We start from the raw sequence: 18880 nt of genomic DNA, 5'->3' as shown, positions 1-18880 counted from the left end.
TTTTAATGTAAAGCTTGCCATATTTTCATTGTCTGTACCATTGCCGGTACATTATGCACTCGAATAATCCCATTGCCAACCATCATAAAAGGTAATGAGGCCACCATAGTTCCCCAATCATAATGGTCAGAATCGATATTACTCATAATCTCTTTAATAAATCGTTTTCTTGATACCGCCAATAATAAACGACACCCTAAATTTGCGAAAACTGAAAAATGCTTTATTAATAACAAATTATGCTGTTGATTTTTTGCAAACCCAATACCTGGATCAATGATAATTTGATTCCGTAAAACCCCAGCTTGCTCTGCTTTCTGAATCTTATTACTAAGCTCTGACAACACAACATAAACAACGTTATCATAAGTTGCATGATTTCCCATTGTCTGGGGCGTTCCACGCATATGCATCAAAATCACTGGGCATTTTGCTTGTGCTATAATCTTTGCGCTCTCAGGATCATCTAAGGCTGAAATATCATTAATAATATTTGCACCAGCCTCTAACGCATAATACATGGTTTGGGCGTGCCGTGTATCCACCGAGATCAAAGCACCGCATCCTTGCAATTGCTTAATGACTGGCAAGATGCGCTCACACTCCTCTTGCGGTGTTATTGGAATAGATCCTGGTCGGGTGCTTTCACCACCAATATCAATAATCGCAGCGCCATCTTTTACCATTTGATGACCTGCACAAACAGCATCATTAAGTTGATAATACTTACCACCATCACTGAAACTATCTGGGGTAATATTTAATATTCCCATAACTAACGGACCAGCAGGCAAACCCGCCATCGGTAATGGAGATGATAACCGATTTATTTGTTGTTGCCATATTGTTGGAAATAAATCCGTCGACAAAGCAGGATGATTTTGACAATCACTGATTTGCCTTACCATTGAAAACGCTAGGTTTTGCTGACCCAAAAAAGGATAGGCATGCTTTTTATATATCGCTTGCTCAGCAACATCATCATATAAAAACGCCATTGGCTCTAAAAATAAATTATCTTGCATTCCTTATCTACTATGAAGAAATCATTATTTCGCCAAGCCTATATATAAAAAAGTGAAAGAATTTCTTCTTTCACTTTAACACTTTGTTTAATTATTCAACAAACTACGCTGTTGGATCTGTTTTATCTTCTGATTTATCCAGCTTCAAAGATGTTTCTTTATGATCATCTTCTGTCTGTTTTTTTTCAGATGAAGTCTCTATTTCTTCCGTAGGTGCAATTTCAGGAACAGATGACCGAAGATTTTTTGTTGTATCGTCTACAAAACTACGCTCTATTTTTTCACCACGTAAAACACGTTGGATTTCATCGGCGTTTAATGTTTCATATTCTAACAATCCTTCGGCTAGGCGCTCCCATTTTTCCCTATGTTCAGTCAACAAATTCATGGCACGGGTATAGGCTTCATCGATCAATTGTTTCACTTCAATTTCAATTTCTCGAATAGTCAACCCTGATTTGCTTGGTTTTTGCCAATAACCTTGCTCACCATCACCATAATTGACCATACCGAGCTTTTCACTCATTCCCCATTCAGTCACCATATTATGGGCAAGGTTTGTTGCCATTTGAATATCACTTGACGCGCCACTGGTAATATTTTCAGAACCAAAAGCCAGCTCTTCACCACAACGTCCGCCCATCGCCAAGACAAGACGAGCCTTACACCTTAACTTGGTTTCAGAATAGCGATCCCCTTCAGGCAAACTCATCACCATTCCCAACGCACGACCACGAGGAATAATGGTAGCTTTATGCACAGGATCACAGCCAGGAATTAATAGCGCACAAAGCGCATGTCCTGCTTCATGATAAGCCGTATTTCTTTTCTCTTCATCACTCATCACCAACGAGCGACGCTCTGCACCCATCATGACTTTATCTTTGGCATTTTCAAACTCGAGCATCGAAACGGTGCGACGATTTAAACGTGCTGCCAACAAAGCCGCTTCATTGACTAGGTTTGCAAGATCTGCACCGGAAAAACCTGGAGTACCTCTGGCAATTACTTTTGGATCAACATCACTTGTGACGGGGACTTTACGCATATGCACACGCAAAATCTTTTCACGCCCGGCAACATCAGGATTTGGAACAACCACTTGACGGTCAAAACGCCCAGGACGCAACAATGCAGGATCAAGAACATCTGGACGGTTTGTTGCAGCAATCAAAATAACGCTTTCGCTACTATCAAACCCATCCATCTCTACCAACATTTGGTTCAATGTTTGTTCACGCTCATCGTTTCCACCACCCATGCCGACACCACGATGACGACCGACAGCATCAATTTCATCGATAAAAATAATACAAGGTGCAGCTTTTTTCCCTTGCTCAAACATATCACGAACACGAGAAGCCCCGACCCCTACAAACATCTCAACAAAGTCTGAACCTGAAATTGTAAAGAATGGAACATTTGCTTCACCAGCAATAGCACGTGCCAATAATGTTTTACCTGTTCCAGGAGGTCCAACCAACAAAACCCCTTTAGGGATTTTACCACCCAAACGTTGGAATTTTTGAGAATCTTTTAAATACTCAACAATTTCCTCTAACTCAGCTTTGGCTTCATCAATACCCGCAACGTCTGCAAATGTGACTCGACCTTGCTTCTCGGTCAACATTTTGGCTTTGGATTTTCCAAATCCCATGGCTTTACCACCAGCACCTTGCATATTGCGCATCAGTAAAATAAACAGCCCAATAATCAACAAAGTCGGAAGCAAATTAATAATCAAACGCCAAAATAAATTGGGTTGATTATCCAATGGTTTTGCTTCGATAGAGACATCTTTACTTGATAGTTTTGCAAGCAAATCATTCGTAGAGGGCGGCAAATAGGTGGTAAAAGTCTTGTCGTCCTTATATTTACCGCTTAAATTACGATCTTGAATAACGACAGATTTAACTTTTCCTTGATCGATATTACTGATGAACTGTGAATAATTAACTTGTTCCCCAGTAGTTTGCGCTGTATCTGGACGGAAAAATCCAGCAGCCAGCATGACCATCACGATCACAACAACCCATAAACTTAAATTACGGCCAAAATTCTTTTTGTTCATACTCTTTTATATTTCCATGTTCAAAACAAACACGTCTTGTTTTACAAATCCCTTAAACAAAATGAAAATTATTTTGTTTTATTATTACTATTACTTATTTAACATAAGGACTAAACTGATTTTTTCCTAGTCACAAAAATTATTTTTCCTCATTTTAATTCATTACATTAAAACTTATTACCTTGGTTATATACCTAAAAAAAGATAACTTTGTGTCATTGGTTGTTTAGGCTGAAAAATAATTCGCCAATTTTTAACATGATCTTGTAAAAATACGTCTAAATACGGTACTGCAATTAAAGTTTCACCATTCCAAAAAGCGGGTAATACCCTTAATAACGCCGAAGGAAATGTATTACGATTGGCAAATTGTTTATATCCATCCCCCAAAGCGCCAACCTCTATTCCGTCTTTCATTTGTCCCTCAGGAATCACAACACGAAAACGTTGATCCCAAATACAATCTGGAACAATTTTTATTCTTTGTTGCATGACAGCTTCCTCACGCAACATTAACCATCCATCGCCTAACCGTCCTGCAGGTTGTATTTTAACACCACCAACAGTCATAGAACGTAAATGACGCAACCGCTCCAATGACTGCGATACTGGTGCATAAACAGAACCTGAAATTGTTCGAATAACCGCCCCCAAGGCTCTAGGAGTCATTGTTTTTACTGATAAAAGTGCGAATCCTTCTGGTCTTACCTCAACTTGCCGAACCAATAAATCTGCTTGTTCTTTATCCTTGCTCATGCGATTGCGTCCTTCTTCACGAGAACGCCGTAACAAAGTAGAGATCACACCAGATTTTTTCGAGCTTGTAGATAGTTCTTTTCGTAATTGATTCCGTCGAATATGCATATCCTGGTTTGATGGGTCCTCTACCCAAGACATGTTTTCTTTTTTAAGGGTTGCACGTAATCGTTGTGGGGATACAGATAATAATGGTCTGACTAACCTTATATTAGGTAAATCCATAATCAGTGCCATACCTGCCAAGCCATCTGCAGCACTACCCGCACGAATACGCATTAAGACTGTTTCGGCTTGATCCCCAGCATGGTGCCCAAGCAATAAATCAACACAGCCTTTTTGGGAACAAGCTTCAAATAACGCATCATATCTGGCTATTCTTGCACGCTCCTCTAAAGCAGCGCCTGCATTCAAATTATTTAGCGTTAAAATTTTAGATGGAATAGATAAATTGGATAGGCATCTTTGAGTAATCATTGCTTCTTGCCCAGAAGATGCCCGCAATTGATGATCGACAATAAACGCATAGATATTTCTACGCCATCTAGAAGCCAGCAACGCAAGGCACAAACTATCTGCCCCCCCTGAAACAGCGATCGCTACGGGAGGAGTATTTTCTGTATCCTCTCCCCATGGTCCCAAAGGATCAATATATTGATTAAACTCCTCTTGCAGCAAAGGAGCAAAGTCTAACTCATCCATGCTGTGATTTTAAGGGCATTTTGCCCTTTTATGTAAACTTGATGCCGCGCTTTTAATACGGCTAGAAGCATTTGGATATTTACTATTCAATAAATTAAGTGCTTGGCAAGAAGCTGCACTATCACCATTTTTCAATAATGTAATCCCTACGCCCAATAATGCTTCGGGGGCACGGGTTGAGTCTGGGAATTTTTTATAAATATCAAAATACCCAACAGAAGCATCTTTGTAACGTTGTTGTCCAGCCAAAGATTGTGCCAATAAGAAATGCGCAGGAACAGATTTTTTACCTTGTGGAGTCGCAATGATATTTCGAGCAATCGATTCTGCCTGAGAATAATTTTTACCCAACAACGCTTGTTGACCATCCTTTAAAGAATCCCCTGCTCTCGCTACTGGTTTTGATGTTTCAGATGCAGCAGTTTCAGCCTGTGACACCTTAGCAACAGGCGCAGCCGATCCACTACTATTTCCACCCGCAGCAAAATTCGCATCATCAATTTTCTTATTTAATAAATCAATTTTTGTTTGAAATTGGTTGGTTAAATCATCCAGTTGACCGCGCATCACACGTTGCTGGTCTTCTAAATTATTTACTCTTGTCAATAACTCAGGCAATAACCCACTGGGATTACCGTCGCTTGTATTGCTGTTACTACTCTTAGAACGGCGATCTGAATTACCAGAAAAGGAATTTGTTTGTTGTAATTGAGTGACCTGTGCTTTTAAGGATTCGATTTGATTTTGCAATGAAATAACATCGCGACTGGACACATCTTGCGCAAAAGCACGCCCAGTCATCCCTCCTGAAAGTAAAAACACCCCCAATAATGCGCCTCTAAATAGTTTTTTATACGATAAATATTCTGATTGTTTTACAACACGAGTTTCAAAAAATAGCATTTACATTACCCTTTGAGATATCTTTATAGGATGATCTGGTTACCAATAACTCTATACCTTATTCATCAAACAAATTTTATTTTATGAATAACAAAAAACCGATAAAACATATCATACGTTTTATCGGTTTTTTATCAATATTGATAGATCAATATATTTTAACGTACAGAAGTTGTCGCATTACGATTTTGTGCGTATGATTCTTCGTTATCACCTTCTGCAACTGGGCGATCTTTACCATAAGAGATCGTTGTAATACGATCAGGAGATACACCCAAAGATACCAAGTAATCACGAGCAGCATTTGCACGACGTGAACCCAACGCAATGTTATATTCTTCTGTTCCGCGATCATCGCAGTTACCAGCAACCATAACTTGTACATTTGGATAACGTTTTAACCATTCTGATTGACGGTTTAATGTTGAACGTGCATCGCTAGTCAAATTATTTGAATTGAACGGGAAAAAAATACGATCACCAACATTAGCAACCAAATCAGCTTGACTACCAGGAACTACTCCACTAACAGTTTGTTGGCCAGCACCATTTCCTGTTGACGCACCTTTATCATCACTGTGTCCGCAAGCAGCAAGCATCAATGCAGCACCAAAAGCACCAAGAAGCTTTAATTTCATTATCTGTATTCCTACAAAATCGCTTTCAAATTATCCCAATGATAAATGATCGCAAAACAAATATAAAAATTAAAAGAACAAAGAATATCTCTGTTCTTTTCACCCGAACCTGCAATCAGGTTAAGATTGATTCTACTTTATCAAAAAGTTTGTTTTTTGTTTATAATTTTTAAATAGAATTGATATTTATTTTTTAAGTGTTGCTAGAAGACCAAGATGGTCCTGATGCCATCGTCGATGTACGAATTGAACGTTCATTAAATCCAGTTACATCAATGGTTTTAATAGAAGACGAGAACCCTGCCCCACCAGCACCAGCAGCTGACTGATTACAGAAAGCTAGGACACGACCATTTGGACAAAAAGTTGGGCTTTCAACAGTATAACCTTGGGTTAAAATACGTTCGCCACTGCCATCAGGCGCCATCACCCCTAAGGAGAAACCACCAGAAATACGCACAAATGCAATCACATCTTTGCGAGGAGACCAAACGGGTCCAGCATAACTTCCACTACCATAAGAAATACGATGCGCACCACCACCACTGGCACTCATAATATAAAGTTGTTGTTTTCCACCACGATCAGAAGAGAACACAATTTGAGAACCATCTGGGCTATAACAAGGACTGGTATCAATTGCGCCAGAACTGGTTAATTGTCTTTTTGAACCAGAAGCCAGATCAACAACGTAAATATCTGATCCAGCACCACGAGTCACAGACATCACAACTGAACGCCCGTCAGGGGAGAAACGGGGTGCAAAAGAAATCCCAGAAAAATCGCCTAATATTCTTTGTTGACCCGTTTGCAAATTAAACAAGTAAACACGTGGACGATTATTTACATAAGACATAAACGCCACTTGATTGCTGACTGGACTGAAACGAGGAGTTAATACCAACCATTTTCCATTCGTCAACATACGGCTATTCGCACCATCATAATCCATGATCGCTAGGCGTTTTGTTGGATTCGAACGACGCCCAGTTTGTGCAACATAAGCCATACGAGTGTTAAAATATCCTTTTTCACCCAACATACGTTCATAAATCACATCGCCAATCATATGGGCAACACGACGCACATCCCCACTACCTGAAAAAGAATATGCGGTTCCTTGGATTTGTTGCCCTGTTAACGTGTTCCACAAACGAAATTCCACACGCCCACCAGAAGCATTCCCTGTAACAACAGCACGCGCACCCATTGCTTTATAAGATGCAAAATCAGGAGTTGCTGATGATGACGTCGAGCTGATAACTTTAAAAAGACCCGTATTATTCAAATCATCGGTAATCACTTGTGTAATTGTTGCGCCATTTCCTGATCCAAAGTTTGGAATAACAATAGGAATAGGTTCGTTACGAGCGCGATCTACAGTAATCTCAGCTGCCCCTGGCGCATTGTCCGCAGATTGTGCAAAAGTAGAGGATAAAGGGGTCACCATAATCCCACCAACGACCGCACACCCATATAACACGGTACGACGAGGCATTAATGCATCACGTAAAATATCAGCATCTTGATCAGAAATAATCGAACGCATAACGTTACTATCCTTTTTTAACTTTAGTTAACCAAAAACTATTATTTAATTACGACATAATTAAGGACGAAATACAAATCGAATCGTATTTTTCTTCCCTTGTATCTTAGTGGGTATCTATGGTTTAGAACAAGCTGGATTTAACACAGAATCTTTAAAATGCTCAGCAAAAACAAGATATTTGGGATCACTATATTATTTTGGATTTTGTTGATTTATCCAAATTAATAGCTTTTCCCTTTCCTTCACCATCAAGAATGATGACTACACGCGCTTTATATCCCGTATTTTTTGTATATTAGCATTATGCACATAACAGTTAAATGTATCTAAATTTACTTTTAACGTTTCTGTTGATATATCAAAGATACCAGAGAGAGAAATAATAAGTTATAGGTGATAATACCCTAATATAAAATCATAGTATGAAACTTACTATCTCTCAAACTTTCAAATCATAAAAATACCTAGGGCTTAAACACGAACTTGATCGTATTTCTTTGCCCTAACATATTGCTTGGAATAGGTAATTTAGAACATTTTGGACTAAGCACCGCATCTTTCGAACGCTCTGCAAATGCGCGATAGGCTGGGTCACTGCTCATCTTAGCTTTTGTCGCAGCGTCAAAATCCACCATTCGAGCTGTCCCCGTATTATCAACCGTAACCACCATATGCGCTATGTTATTTGCATAGTTCTTAGCAGCTGTATCTTGGGTATAACATCCCCGCACCGAATCAGCGATCCTTCCTTGCTGTGCTTTTGAAAGCCCCTTGGTAATATCACCATTTCTTGCGCCTCCACCGTTTGGTGAACCGCCTTGACGTGGATTCGCAGCTGCTCTAGGCGGATGCGTTTGTTTTTGCTCAGCACGATTAGAGCTGATTGCAGCTTCCAAAGCAGAAGTATCAGGCACTTCTTGTTTTGCTTTTTCTGGCTTGGTTATTTTTGAAAATGTCTGATGCTCTGTAGGCAACGCATCAGGCATCGGTGAAGGCGATGGTGGTGCTGGTGATTTAGACTGAGAAGACGAAGTTAAAGGCGCCACAACTGGGGGTAAGGTCACCGCAGATTCAGCAGGTGTTTCCATTGCCTGTTCTTGGACAGGTTGCACAGTATCCATCTTAGCCACAGCTTGCGGAGGTGGGGGTAATGCTTGAGGTGGCGGAGGCACAGGAGGCGGTTCTTCTGTTGGTGCATCAATCGGTTTTGTCGGTGCTGGTGGTGCATCCAATTTTTCAGGAGCTGGCGCATCTGGTTTAGGAGAATCCACTTCTGCTTTTGCAGGTGTTTCTTCTCCTGTATCTTTGCTCTCAAATTCAACCTGTACAGGTTGCTCTTCGGGTGGTTTAGGTGGAGGCTCACTCTGAAACGTTAAAGACAATAAAACCAGCAGCACCACAACACTGAGATGTGATCCAATAGACGCAGCAATAGAACAACCAAAAAGTTTTCGCTCGGAACGATACATACCCAGCATCGATAAGAATCCTTTGATTAAGGAGTATGAGAAGGTGCAACTGGTGGCAATGCTGCGGGCTGTTGCCCAACAGGACTAGGCACGTCTGATCCAGATGGCATCTGGGCAAGAAGTGCAACATGGGTAAATCCCCCTGCGGTAATGCGCCCCATAATTTCCATCACACGACCATAATTAATATGCTGATCCCCTTTGACAAAAATACGATGCTCTGAATCATTTTGCGAGACAGCACGGAGTTGCTCAACCAGCTGATTCATATCAACCGCATTGTCCCCCAAATAAACCGATCCATCCTCTTTAACAGTAACTGTAATTGGTTTCGTATCCGCATTAACAGGCTTTGCAGCAGTTTTTGGCAAATCCACATTAATACCACTGGTCATCATCGGAGCCGCAACCATGAAGATAATTAACAACACTAGCATCACGTCAACCATCGGGGTAACGTTAATATCTGCTTGAGGACGACGACCTCGTCTCCCTCTGCCAGACCCACCTTGAACAGAAAAGCCCATTAAATTTATTCCTGATTGTTACCATTACCAGAGTGATGAGAAGACACTGATGCTTCTGATTGACGAGAAAGAATCGCAGAAAATTCAGTTGCAAAACCTTCTAAACGTTCAGCAAACAGGTTTAATTTGTTACTAAAAAAGTTATACGCAACCACTGCTGGAATAGCTGTCAACAGCCCCAATGCCGTTGCAAATAATGCTTCGGAAATCCCAGGAGCAACCACCGCAAGGCTGGTATTATTTGATTGAGCAATCGATGCAAACGCATGCATAATCCCCCAAACAGTCCCAAACAACCCAACAAAAGGAGCAACGGGTCCGATTGTAGCTAACAAAGTCAACCAACGTTCCAAACGTTCCATTTCTCTTGTAATGGTAATAGACATTGCACGGTCAATACGTTGCTTAACGCCTTCGCTGCTCATATCAACACCAGTAATTCTGGCCGATCTGCGCCACTCACCCATACCTGCGCTAAACACGGCTGCCATTGGATGATTTGGTTTTACCCCATATTGATCGTATAAATCATCAAGGCTGCCACCAGACCAAAACAGATCTTCAAATTCATCAGCCTGCCGTCTTGCTTTACGAATAGTAACAATTTTATCAATGATAACTGCCCATACCCAAATACTGGCAATAACCAAACCAATCATAACCAACTTTACAACGATGGCTGCATGAATAAACAATGCCCAAGGGGATAAGTCGGCTGCTGGTGCAGCTAAATTTGCTGCATTAATCGTTGGATCCAAAAATGCCTCCTGCACTATGAATCTCATTAGTACGGATAAAATGATACTAATGAGGCTAAGATTTTATTTCTCTACAAACTTAACTGTTATCTATTTTTTGGAACAAAAACAATCATGTTTTCATCTTGATGAAATTTTTCTTTTAAGCGCTGACTTCTGTTAAGGCGTCAAACATCTTTTGCCAATGACGAGGAAACGGCGTTGGCATATAATCGCCTTTCTTTAAACATACTAATTGCAACTTTATTTCTGTAACAATTTCACCTTCACGTGAAAACACTTGAGACAACCAACAACTGGCACCCAACGCAGTAATCAGACTGGTTTTCACATTCACCATATCATCTAAAAAAAGCGGTTTGCGATATTGGATTTCCATCTGACGGACGACTAGAATTTGACCATATTCTTTGTATAGCTCGGCAAGTGTTCCCCCTAAACGACGGATACATTCCGTTCTGGCACGTTCTGCAATCCCTAGATATTTTGCATGATAAACCACACCGCCTGCGTCTGTATCTTCGTAACAGATTCTAAACTGGTAATTCTGAACTTCTTCTTTCGATAATAATCTTGTTTTGGTTTTGTATTCGTTCTCTTCATAATCAGAATGTTCCATTTTACTCACCTTCCTCATTGACATCATTTAATAAATCAAATTGTGTAGTCATAAATACTGGAGGCACTAAATTTAAATGCTTCCAACCTCTTTCCCCTAAAACGCGTCCTCGACTCGTTCTTAAAACCAAACCTTCTTGAATTAAATAAGGTTCGATTACATCTTCCAACGTATCTCTCGATTCTGCTAGTGCCGCAGCCAACGTTTCAACACCAACGGGTCCACCATGATGGTATTCCGCAATTCGCATCAAATAGCGCCGATCCATCGCATCCAGCCCCATTTGATCCACTTCTAATCGAGACAAAGATGCATCCGCCAGTTGACTGTCCACAGCTTGTCCTTCTTTATGAGTAACCAAGGCAAAATCCCGAACACGTCTTAGTAACCGCCCTGCGATACGGGGAGTACCACGCGAGCGTCTGGCAATCTCTTGCGCACCGTCATCTGTTAATTCAAACCCGAGCTTTCTGGCACCACGAGCCACAATTAATTTTAACTCTTCTGGCGTATAAAAAATCAACCGCAATGGGATACCGAACCGGTCTCGTAATGGTGTCGCCAGTAAGCCTGAACGGGTCGTTGCTGCAACCAATGTAAACGGTGGCAAATCAATCCTGACAGAACGCGCAGCAGGTCCTTCACCAATAATCAAATCAAGCTGAAAATCTTCCATCGCAGGATATAAAATTTCCTCAATAGAAGGATGTAAACGATGAATTTCATCGATAAACAATACATCTCTTGGCTGTAAATTCGTCAAAATTGCAGCCAAATCCCCTGCTCTTTGAATCACTGGACCAGAAGTTGCACGAAACCCAACCCCTAGCTCCTTTGAAACAATTTGAGCCAATGTCGTTTTTCCTAAACCTGGTGGACCGTGTAATAACACATGATCGAGAGCCTCTTCACGTTTACGCGCTGCTTGAATAAAAATGGACAAATTTTCACGAGATGTTTTTTGCCCTGTAAATTCCGATAAAGATTGAGGACGTAAGGCCACTTCAAAATTATCTTCTGGCCGTTTGGTCGCATCAAATGGGCGGTCTTCAACAGAGTTCATCGCGCTAGCTCTTTCAATGATTCACGAATGACAAGATCAAGTTCTGATCCTTTATCCTCTTCATTCAAACGTTTAATCACTCTTGCAACAACAGGCTGAGATTCTATACGGCGGAACCCTAATCCTTCTAATGCTAATAATGCATCAGATAAAATATGGGCTGCTTGAGGGATCGGATTTTGTCCTTTAACATCCGACACAACTGCTGATACAACTTGATCAGACAAAGAAGCAACTTTACCACTCAACTCCGTTATAATACGCACCGCCAGCCTTGCCCCTACACCTGGTGCGCGAGTTAACGTGGCTTTATCAGCAGTCATAATCGCCGTACTAATTTCATCAGGCGATAAGGTCGATAAGATAGACAAAGCCATACGAACGCCCACCCCTTGCACCGTCGTTAATAAACGAAACCAATCTCGTTCATAACTATCTGCAAATCCATAGAGTAAAATCGCGTCTTCTCTGACAATCGTTTCAATTAATACTCTGGCAACTTCTGGAGACTTGGGCAAACGGGATAATGTGCGATTAGAAACAAAGACAACATATCCAACCCCGTTTACATCAATCAGACAACGATCAGCTTCGGTTTGTTCAATTAGTAATCCTGTTAATTGCCCTATCATGCCATAACCTTTCCCAAAGAGATGCAATTTTGACTGGTACGATGATGTGCATGACAAATCGCAATTGCCAATGCGTCCGCAGCATCTGCCTTTTGAATAATCGCACTAGGTAATATACGCTGTACCATCATGGTGACTTGATCTTTGGTTGCTGCCCCTGTGCCAACAACGGCTCTTTTAACCGTTTTCGCACCATATTCAATAACAAGTAAACTTCGTTTAGCAGGAATCAGCAAAGCAACCCCCCTAGCATATCCCAGCTTTAATGTTGCAGTTCCATTTTGATTCACATAGGTTTCTTCAACAGCAGCTTCGTCAGGAGAAAGTTGATCTATCAGTTTTTCAAGCCCATCCGATAAAACACAAAGACGCTCTGGGACTGATGCCTTGCTATCCGTAGCCAATATCCCACTGCCTACATAAGAAAGACGGTTCCCCTGAGCGTCTATAATACCCCAGCCTGTAAAGCGCAGGCCAGGGTCAATCCCTAGGATTCTAACCACGAATTTTAAACCGATAACCGTTCAGCAACATCATCAGGAAGGTCAAAATTAGCAAAAACATTTTGCACATCATCATGATCTTCTAAGGTATCAATAAGTTTTAACAAGGTTTGCGCATTATCTTCGGTCAATGTCACGGTATTACTTGGACGCCATTCAATTTTTGCACTTTCTGGGTCTTTAAACTTTGCTTCCAAAGCATCACGAACTGCAAAGAAATTTTCCATTGGACATGTAATTTCATAATATCCGTCTGCTACTTCCACATTTTCGGCTTCTGCTTCAATTGCGGCTTCGAACATTGCATCATATTCAGCAATAGATTCAGGATAAGTAATTACGCCTAAACGTTCAAACATAAAGGAAACAGAGTTCATTTCCCCTAAAGAGCCACCATATTTATTAAAAGCTGCACGGACATCAGACGCCGTACGGTTACGATTATCTGTTAGTGCTTCAACAATAATTGCTACCCCTGCAGTGCCATATCCTTCATAACGTACCTCTTGGAAATTATCCCCATCTCCACTGCCCGCGGCTTTTTTTATCGCACGATCCACATTATCCTTAGGCATATTCACCGCCCGAGCAGAAGCTACAGCAGCCCTTAGTCGTGGATTAGAAGCAGGGTCAGGCAACCCTGTTTTTGCAGCAACGGTGATCTCACGAATAATCTTTGCAAAATCTCTTGCTCTACGGGCATCTTGAGCACCTTTACGATGCATAATATTTTTAAACTTGGAATGTCCTGCCATAAATTATCTCTTAATTCTTTCTCTTAAAACCAACAACACTTAAACTAACTTGCCGTGACAGTGCTTATATTTCTTACCTGATCCACAAGGACATAGTGCATTACGAGAAATATTTACCCACTCTTCTGGAATATCAATCTCTTCATCATCACTTTTTTCTAAAAATTGACCTTCGCCAAACTCGTCCACAGGCTCTTCATCATCTGTTCTGACATTAACCTCTACACGACATAAAGTAGATATCACGCGTTCACTGAGTTCATCCAACATATAATGAAATAAGTTATAGGCTTCTTTTTTATATTCATTAAGAGGATCTTTTTGCCCGTAAGCACGCAAACCGATCCCCTGGCGCATTTGATCCAAACGCAAAAGATGTTCTTTCCAAACACCATCCAACGTTGTCAATAAGATTTGTTTTTCAACATAGCGCATAATAGAAGCACCAAAATTAGCAGCTTGTACAGCATGTGCGTTTTCAGCAGCTTCTTTGATACGGTTTTCGATTTCATCAATGCTGATGGTTGTTTCTTCTGACCATTCTTTGATAGGTAAATCGAGATTTAACAAACGTTTGAGTTCGACAGTCAATTCCTCAGTTTGCCATTGTTCAGCAAAAGATTTTTCAGGTAAATAACTGGTAACCAGCGTTGCAATCACATCATTACGCATGGTTGCAATGGTCTCAGACACATCTTCTGATGACATATATTCACGACGCTGAGAATAAACCTCTTTACGTTGATCGTTAATCACATCATCATATTTTAACGTGTTTTTACGCATATCGAAATTGCGTTCTTCAACTTTTTTCTGTGCTTTTTCAAGGGCTTTATTAATCCAAGGATGCACAATGGCTTCCCCTTCTTTTAACCCCATTTTTTGCAACATTCCGCTCATACGTTCAGAACCAAAAATTCGCATCAAATCATCTTCTAAAGACAAAAAGAACCGTGAATTACCAGGATCGCCTTGCCGTCCAGAACGACCACGCAACTGATTGTCGATACGGCGACTTTCATGACGTTCTGTTCCGATTACAAACAAACCACCATTTGCTTTGACTTGGTCATGATCTATTTTCGCACATTCACGTAATTCTTGCTCTTTTTGTTTGCGTTCTTCTTCGTCCTCAATATCAGAGAGTTGTTGTTGAATAAGCATCTCAACATTCCCTCCCAATTTAATATCCGTACCACGACCCGCCATGTTCGTCGCAATCGTAATTGCTCCTGAACCACCTGCTTGCGCTACAATTTGAGCTTCTTTTTCATGAAAACGTGCATTCAGGACATTATGAGGAATTTTCTTCTTGGTCAGCAAATCAGAAAGAATTTCACTTTTTTCAATCGATGTTGTACCAACCAAAATAGGTTGTTTCTTCGCGTGAATTTCTTCAATTAATTTACTAACAGCCTCATATTTTTCATTCGCTGTTAAATAAATTTCATCATGTTCATCTTTACGCTGAACTTTTAAATTGGTTGGGATGGATACCACATCTAATTTATAAATCTCTGCAAATTCATCCACTTCGGTCATTGCAGTTCCCGTCATCCCCGATAATTTAGGATATAAACGGAAATAATTTTGGAAGGTAATTGAGGCTAATGTTTGGTTCTCTTGCTGAATCGTAACATGTTCTTTGGCTTCCAAAGCTTGATGCAAACCGTCAGAATAACGGCGACCATCCATCATACGTCCTGTAAATTCATCAATTAAAATGATTTTATCATTACGAACAATATAATCGACATCTTTGGCGAACAAAGTATGCGCTCTTAACGCCTGTTGCATATGATGGACTAAAGCAACATTGTGAATATCGTAAAGGTCACCATCACTCAAAACGCCTTTTTCACGCAAGGCAGCTTCAATATTTTCTGTTCCTATTTCAGTAGGAATAACGGTTTTAAATTTTTCGTCTTTTTCGTAATTCTCTGGAGCTTTGACAATTTCCTTAATTACTTCGTCAACAGAGCGATATAAATCAGAACTGTCATCTGCGACACCTGAAATAATCAGCGGTGTTCGTGCCTCATCAATTAAAATAGAGTCAACTTCGTCAACAATCGCATAGAAAAAGTCACGTTGAACCATTTCATCAAAGCTATATTTCATATTATCACGCAGATAATCGAAACCAAATTCGTTATTGGTGCCATATGTGATATCAGCTTGATAAGATTGCTTGCGCTCATCATCATTAAGATCAGCAATGATAGTACCAACCGTTAAGCCAAGAAAATTATATAAACGCCCCATTTCTTCGGCGTCGCGTGACGCAAGGTAATCATTAACGGTGACGACATGCACCCCTTTGGCAGGAAGTGCGTTTAAATAAACTGCTAGTGTTGCAACCAGTGTTTTTCCTTCACCAGTACGCATTTCTGCAACTTTACCGTCATGAAGAACCATCCCACCAATTAATTGCACATCAAAATGGCGCATTCCCAAAACGCGTTTCGACGCTTCTCTGACCACGGCAAAAGCTTCGGGCAATAATGCATCCAATTCTTCGCCATTAGCAAGACGCTGGCGAAATTCAACCGTCTTATTTGCAAGAGCAGCATCATCCAAAGCCTGCATTTCAGGCTCTAAACTATTAATTTTGGGCACTCGCCGTTGATAGGCTTTTAATGAACGCTCATTAGATGTACCTAAAACAGCACGAGCAAATTTTGCAAACATCAATATTTTCCAAACAACGTCCCCGTAACTCTGCCTGTTAGTACAAGGTCCGTCAGTAATCTTATTTAAACTTAACAAAATTCAGGCAGAACTTAAGCAAACAATATTATTATAAAAAATTTTTAATACCATAGCATAAAAAATCCTGCATTTATATTTTTAAATATTTCTGATTTTTTCATATTGCTCTAAATAATAACGACTTCTTTAAAGACAATCTTTTTTTTGTATGGTATAATTACAACTAAAGTTTATATTTCATAAAACAAACTTCAACCAATTTTCTAAGGTATTTTACATGTCTATTTCTAAAAAAACATTTCGTTTTGCTGCAAGCCTTTTGATTACATCAAGCCTTTTCAGCGCGGCTGCGATGGCTGCAGAACCTGCATCCAAATCCGATACACCCGCAGCAACCCAAGCTGTACCAACAAATGACACATCTTCTCTTGAAAAAGCAGATAAAAGCACTGTATTGGCCACTGTGAACGGTCAAAATATTACCATTGGTGATGTATTAGATGCACGTAAATTATTACCCGCTCAACTAAGCCAAATTCCAACAGGTGTTTTATTACCAATGATGGTCGATCAAATGGTTGATCAAAAAGCTATTCAACAAATGGCTGAAAAAGCTAATCTAGAAAATAATCCAGAAGTTCAACAACAATTAAAGCTTGCCAAAGCAAGCATCATTCAAGATGCTTATTTAAAAGCTCAGGTTGAACCCAAAATTACTCCAGAAGCAATCAAAAAATTCTATGATGAAAATTTTGCGAATAAACCTCCTGTAAAAGAAGCACATATTCGTCATATCCTTGTAAAAACACAGGCTGAAGCTGAAAAAATCATCAAAGAATTAAAAGCTGGCAAAAAATTTGCTGATCTTGCCAAAGCAAGCTCAATTGATAAAGCAACCGCAGGGCAAAATGGTGGTGATTTGGGTTGGGTGAAAGCAGATGAACTTGTGCCTGATTTTTCAAAGGCAGCTTTTGCAATGAAAGCAAATACAACCAGCACAACCCCTGTAAAAAGCCCATTTGGATATCACGTTATCCAAGTCTTAGCTTATAAAGATGTTCCAGTCCCCCCATTGGACAAAGTAACACCAATGATTCGTCAAAAACTCATTCAACAAAATGTTAAAGCTGTGATTGATGACACTGTAAAACAAAGCAAAATTACGAAAAATGATGCAATCATCAAAAAATACACCATTCAGCCCCCTTCAGCTCCTGGGTCTGCACAAACACCTGCAAAATAAGGTTGAATAAAAATAAATGGTTGCTGCCCATAGAATAACAAAATATGGATTATACATATTTGCACTAGCTATTGGTCAAGCAGCCCTTTTTACCACAACAGGAATGGCTGGGACGTCGATTACAATTCCAAAAGAAAATAGCAATCCTCTTTTCTTTGAAATACAATCCCCAGTCAAACCACCTATTACAAACAAAATAACCAATAACTCAGCGCAAATACTAGCACGTGTTAATAATGACGTTATTACCGTTGAAGACGTAAAAAAATTAGCATCCAATTTGCCTAAAGAGTTAAAAACGCTTCCAAAAGAATTATTATATCCCCAATTAACAAAACAACTCATTGTTGATCGCGCCTTGCAAATTGCGATTCAAAAAGATGGCATCGCACAACAACCAGCCATTCAACACCAAATTAATGCTGCGGTTACCGAGTTTACTCAGCAAAAGCTGACACAAGCGTATTTCTTTGAAAAGCTTAAACCTCTACTAACCCCACAAGCAATTCAACAATATTATAACGAACATTATTTACAACATTCCCCCATCAAAGAAATCAATCTACGTCAAATTATTGTTCAATCCCCTGAGATTGCAGAAATTGTTTTGAAAAAACTTCATAATGGACAAGATTTTCAAACGGCTGTGCGTATTTATTCGATCGACTTGCAAAATCGAGAGCAAAATAAAGGGGATATGGGTTGGTTAAATCAGAACGCATTAGATAAATCCATTCTTCAAGCGGTCTCTCAATTAAAGAATAATGAATATACACCACAAGCAATACCAACAAATTATGGCTGGGTTATTTTTCAAAAAATTGCTAAGCGCAATCGACCTACCCCCTCTTTAGAATCCGTAAAGTCAGTTATCAAAGAACAAATTACAAAAGAGGCAGTCACTCATATTTACGAAGAAAGTTTAGGAAACGTTCATATTATCGAATATTAA

Annotated in this window: 17 protein-coding genes; 2 read left to right on the top strand and 15 right to left on the bottom strand. The window is 40.0% G+C overall.

From position 1 onward, the window contains the following. Window positions 1–2: 2 nt before the first annotated feature. The 15 genes from folP to secA all read right to left on the bottom strand — a co-directional run bounded on the left by folP (window position 3) and on the right by secA (window position 16664). Complete coding sequence (gene folP, locus QJV33_RS08730; protein WP_281462965.1) at window positions 3–1025, bottom strand: dihydropteroate synthase; 1023 nt, start codon at window positions 1023–1025, stop codon at window positions 3–5. Window positions 1026–1128: 103 nt separating this feature from the next. Beyond that, window positions 1129–3096 carry an ATP-dependent zinc metalloprotease FtsH gene (ftsH, locus tag QJV33_RS08725; RefSeq protein ID WP_281462964.1) on the bottom strand — a complete coding sequence of 656 codons (1968 nt, stop codon included), beginning with the start codon at window positions 3094–3096 and terminating at the stop codon, window positions 1129–1131. Window positions 3097–3282: 186 nt separating this feature from the next. Beyond that, on the bottom strand, window positions 3283–4554 hold the full coding sequence (gene tilS / locus QJV33_RS08720) for a tRNA lysidine(34) synthetase TilS (protein WP_281462963.1): 1272 nt from the start codon (window positions 4552–4554) through the stop codon (window positions 3283–3285). Window positions 4555–4563: 9 nt separating this feature from the next. After that, on the bottom strand, window positions 4564–5457 hold the full coding sequence (locus QJV33_RS08715; RefSeq protein WP_281462962.1) for a tol-pal system YbgF family protein: 894 nt from the start codon (window positions 5455–5457) through the stop codon (window positions 4564–4566). A 158-nt stretch (window positions 5458–5615) separates the two neighbouring features. Further along, window positions 5616–6095: a peptidoglycan-associated lipoprotein Pal gene (gene pal / locus QJV33_RS08710; protein ID WP_281462961.1), complete on the bottom strand. Its 480-nt coding sequence runs from the start codon at window positions 6093–6095 to the stop codon at window positions 5616–5618. A gap of 193 nt (window positions 6096–6288) precedes the next feature. Beyond that, window positions 6289–7644 carry a Tol-Pal system beta propeller repeat protein TolB gene (gene tolB, locus QJV33_RS08705; RefSeq protein WP_281462960.1) on the bottom strand — a complete coding sequence of 452 codons (1356 nt, stop codon included), beginning with the start codon at window positions 7642–7644 and terminating at the stop codon, window positions 6289–6291. Window positions 7645–8111: 467 nt separating this feature from the next. Beyond that, on the bottom strand, window positions 8112–9125 hold the full coding sequence (locus QJV33_RS08700) for an energy transducer TonB (protein WP_281462959.1): 1014 nt from the start codon (window positions 9123–9125) through the stop codon (window positions 8112–8114). Between the two features lie 17 nt (window positions 9126–9142). Beyond that, complete coding sequence (gene tolR / locus QJV33_RS08695; RefSeq protein ID WP_281462958.1) at window positions 9143–9643, bottom strand: protein TolR; 501 nt, start codon at window positions 9641–9643, stop codon at window positions 9143–9145. A 5-nt stretch (window positions 9644–9648) separates the two neighbouring features. Further along, window positions 9649–10428 (bottom strand): protein TolQ, encoded by a 780-nt coding sequence (tolQ, locus tag QJV33_RS08690; RefSeq protein WP_281462957.1) that lies wholly within the window; start codon window positions 10426–10428, stop codon window positions 9649–9651. A gap of 115 nt (window positions 10429–10543) precedes the next feature. After that, a complete protein-coding gene (locus tag QJV33_RS08685) occupies window positions 10544–11020 on the bottom strand; it encodes a YbgC/FadM family acyl-CoA thioesterase (RefSeq protein ID WP_281462956.1) in 477 nt (158 codons plus the stop codon). A gap of 1 nt (window position 11021) precedes the next feature. Beyond that, the gene (ruvB, locus tag QJV33_RS08680) at window positions 11022–12083 is read right to left on the bottom strand and encodes a Holliday junction branch migration DNA helicase RuvB (RefSeq protein ID WP_281462955.1); all 1062 of its coding nucleotides are present in this window, start codon (window positions 12081–12083) and stop codon (window positions 11022–11024) included. Then, complete coding sequence (ruvA, locus tag QJV33_RS08675; RefSeq protein ID WP_281462954.1) at window positions 12080–12715, bottom strand: Holliday junction branch migration protein RuvA; 636 nt, start codon at window positions 12713–12715, stop codon at window positions 12080–12082. The genes ruvB and ruvA overlap by 4 nt, the downstream gene beginning before the upstream one ends. Continuing rightward, window positions 12712–13218 (bottom strand): crossover junction endodeoxyribonuclease RuvC, encoded by a 507-nt coding sequence (ruvC, locus tag QJV33_RS08670; protein ID WP_281462953.1) that lies wholly within the window; start codon window positions 13216–13218, stop codon window positions 12712–12714. Before ruvC ends, ruvA begins: the two co-directional genes overlap by 4 nt. Window positions 13219–13223: 5 nt before the next feature. Then, window positions 13224–13973, bottom strand: coding sequence for a YebC/PmpR family DNA-binding transcriptional regulator (locus QJV33_RS08665; RefSeq protein ID WP_281462952.1), 750 nt, complete (start codon window positions 13971–13973; stop codon window positions 13224–13226). 39 nt (window positions 13974–14012) lie between these two features. Further along, complete coding sequence (gene secA, locus QJV33_RS08660) at window positions 14013–16664, bottom strand: preprotein translocase subunit SecA (RefSeq protein ID WP_281462951.1); 2652 nt, start codon at window positions 16662–16664, stop codon at window positions 14013–14015. 298 nt (window positions 16665–16962) lie between these two features. Between secA and QJV33_RS08655 the strand changes: the two genes are divergently transcribed. Continuing rightward, complete coding sequence (locus QJV33_RS08655; protein WP_281462950.1) at window positions 16963–17928, top strand: peptidylprolyl isomerase; 966 nt, start codon at window positions 16963–16965, stop codon at window positions 17926–17928. 16 nt (window positions 17929–17944) lie between these two features. Further along, a complete protein-coding gene (locus tag QJV33_RS08650; protein ID WP_281462949.1) occupies window positions 17945–18880 on the top strand; it encodes a peptidylprolyl isomerase in 936 nt (311 codons plus the stop codon).

The organism is Commensalibacter nepenthis, from assembly GCF_029953305.1.
Classification (GTDB): domain Bacteria; phylum Pseudomonadota; class Alphaproteobacteria; order Acetobacterales; family Acetobacteraceae; genus Commensalibacter; species Commensalibacter nepenthis.
Note: the sequence above shows the minus strand (reverse complement) of the source record. Positions and strands in the feature narration are given on the sequence as shown.

Coding starts and splice junctions, on each gene's coding strand:
- QJV33_RS08700 (WP_281462959.1), bottom strand. CDS start 9,125: ATGCTGGGTATGTATCGTTCCGAGCGAAAACTTTTTGGTTGTTCTATT.
- pal (WP_281462961.1), bottom strand. CDS start 6,095: ATGAAATTAAAGCTTCTTGGTGCTTTTGGTGCTGCATTGATGCTTGCT.
- ruvB (WP_281462955.1), bottom strand. CDS start 12,083: ATGAACTCTGTTGAAGACCGCCCATTTGATGCGACCAAACGGCCAGAA.
- tolB (WP_281462960.1), bottom strand. CDS start 7,644: ATGCGTTCGATTATTTCTGATCAAGATGCTGATATTTTACGTGATGCA.
- QJV33_RS08715 (WP_281462962.1), bottom strand. CDS start 5,457: ATGCTATTTTTTGAAACTCGTGTTGTAAAACAATCAGAATATTTATCG.
- secA (WP_281462951.1), bottom strand. CDS start 16,664: ATGTTTGCAAAATTTGCTCGTGCTGTTTTAGGTACATCTAATGAGCGT.
- QJV33_RS08685 (WP_281462956.1), bottom strand. CDS start 11,020: ATGGAACATTCTGATTATGAAGAGAACGAATACAAAACCAAAACAAGA.
- folP (WP_281462965.1), bottom strand. CDS start 1,025: ATGCAAGATAATTTATTTTTAGAGCCAATGGCGTTTTTATATGATGAT.
- QJV33_RS08655 (WP_281462950.1), top strand. CDS start 16,963: ATGTCTATTTCTAAAAAAACATTTCGTTTTGCTGCAAGCCTTTTGATT.
- tolR (WP_281462958.1), bottom strand. CDS start 9,643: ATGGGCTTTTCTGTTCAAGGTGGGTCTGGCAGAGGGAGACGAGGTCGT.
- ruvA (WP_281462954.1), bottom strand. CDS start 12,715: ATGATAGGGCAATTAACAGGATTACTAATTGAACAAACCGAAGCTGAT.
- QJV33_RS08665 (WP_281462952.1), bottom strand. CDS start 13,973: ATGGCAGGACATTCCAAGTTTAAAAATATTATGCATCGTAAAGGTGCT.
- tolQ (WP_281462957.1), bottom strand. CDS start 10,428: ATGAGATTCATAGTGCAGGAGGCATTTTTGGATCCAACGATTAATGCA.
- tilS (WP_281462963.1), bottom strand. CDS start 4,554: ATGGATGAGTTAGACTTTGCTCCTTTGCTGCAAGAGGAGTTTAATCAA.
- QJV33_RS08650 (WP_281462949.1), top strand. CDS start 17,945: ATGGTTGCTGCCCATAGAATAACAAAATATGGATTATACATATTTGCA.
- ftsH (WP_281462964.1), bottom strand. CDS start 3,096: ATGAACAAAAAGAATTTTGGCCGTAATTTAAGTTTATGGGTTGTTGTG.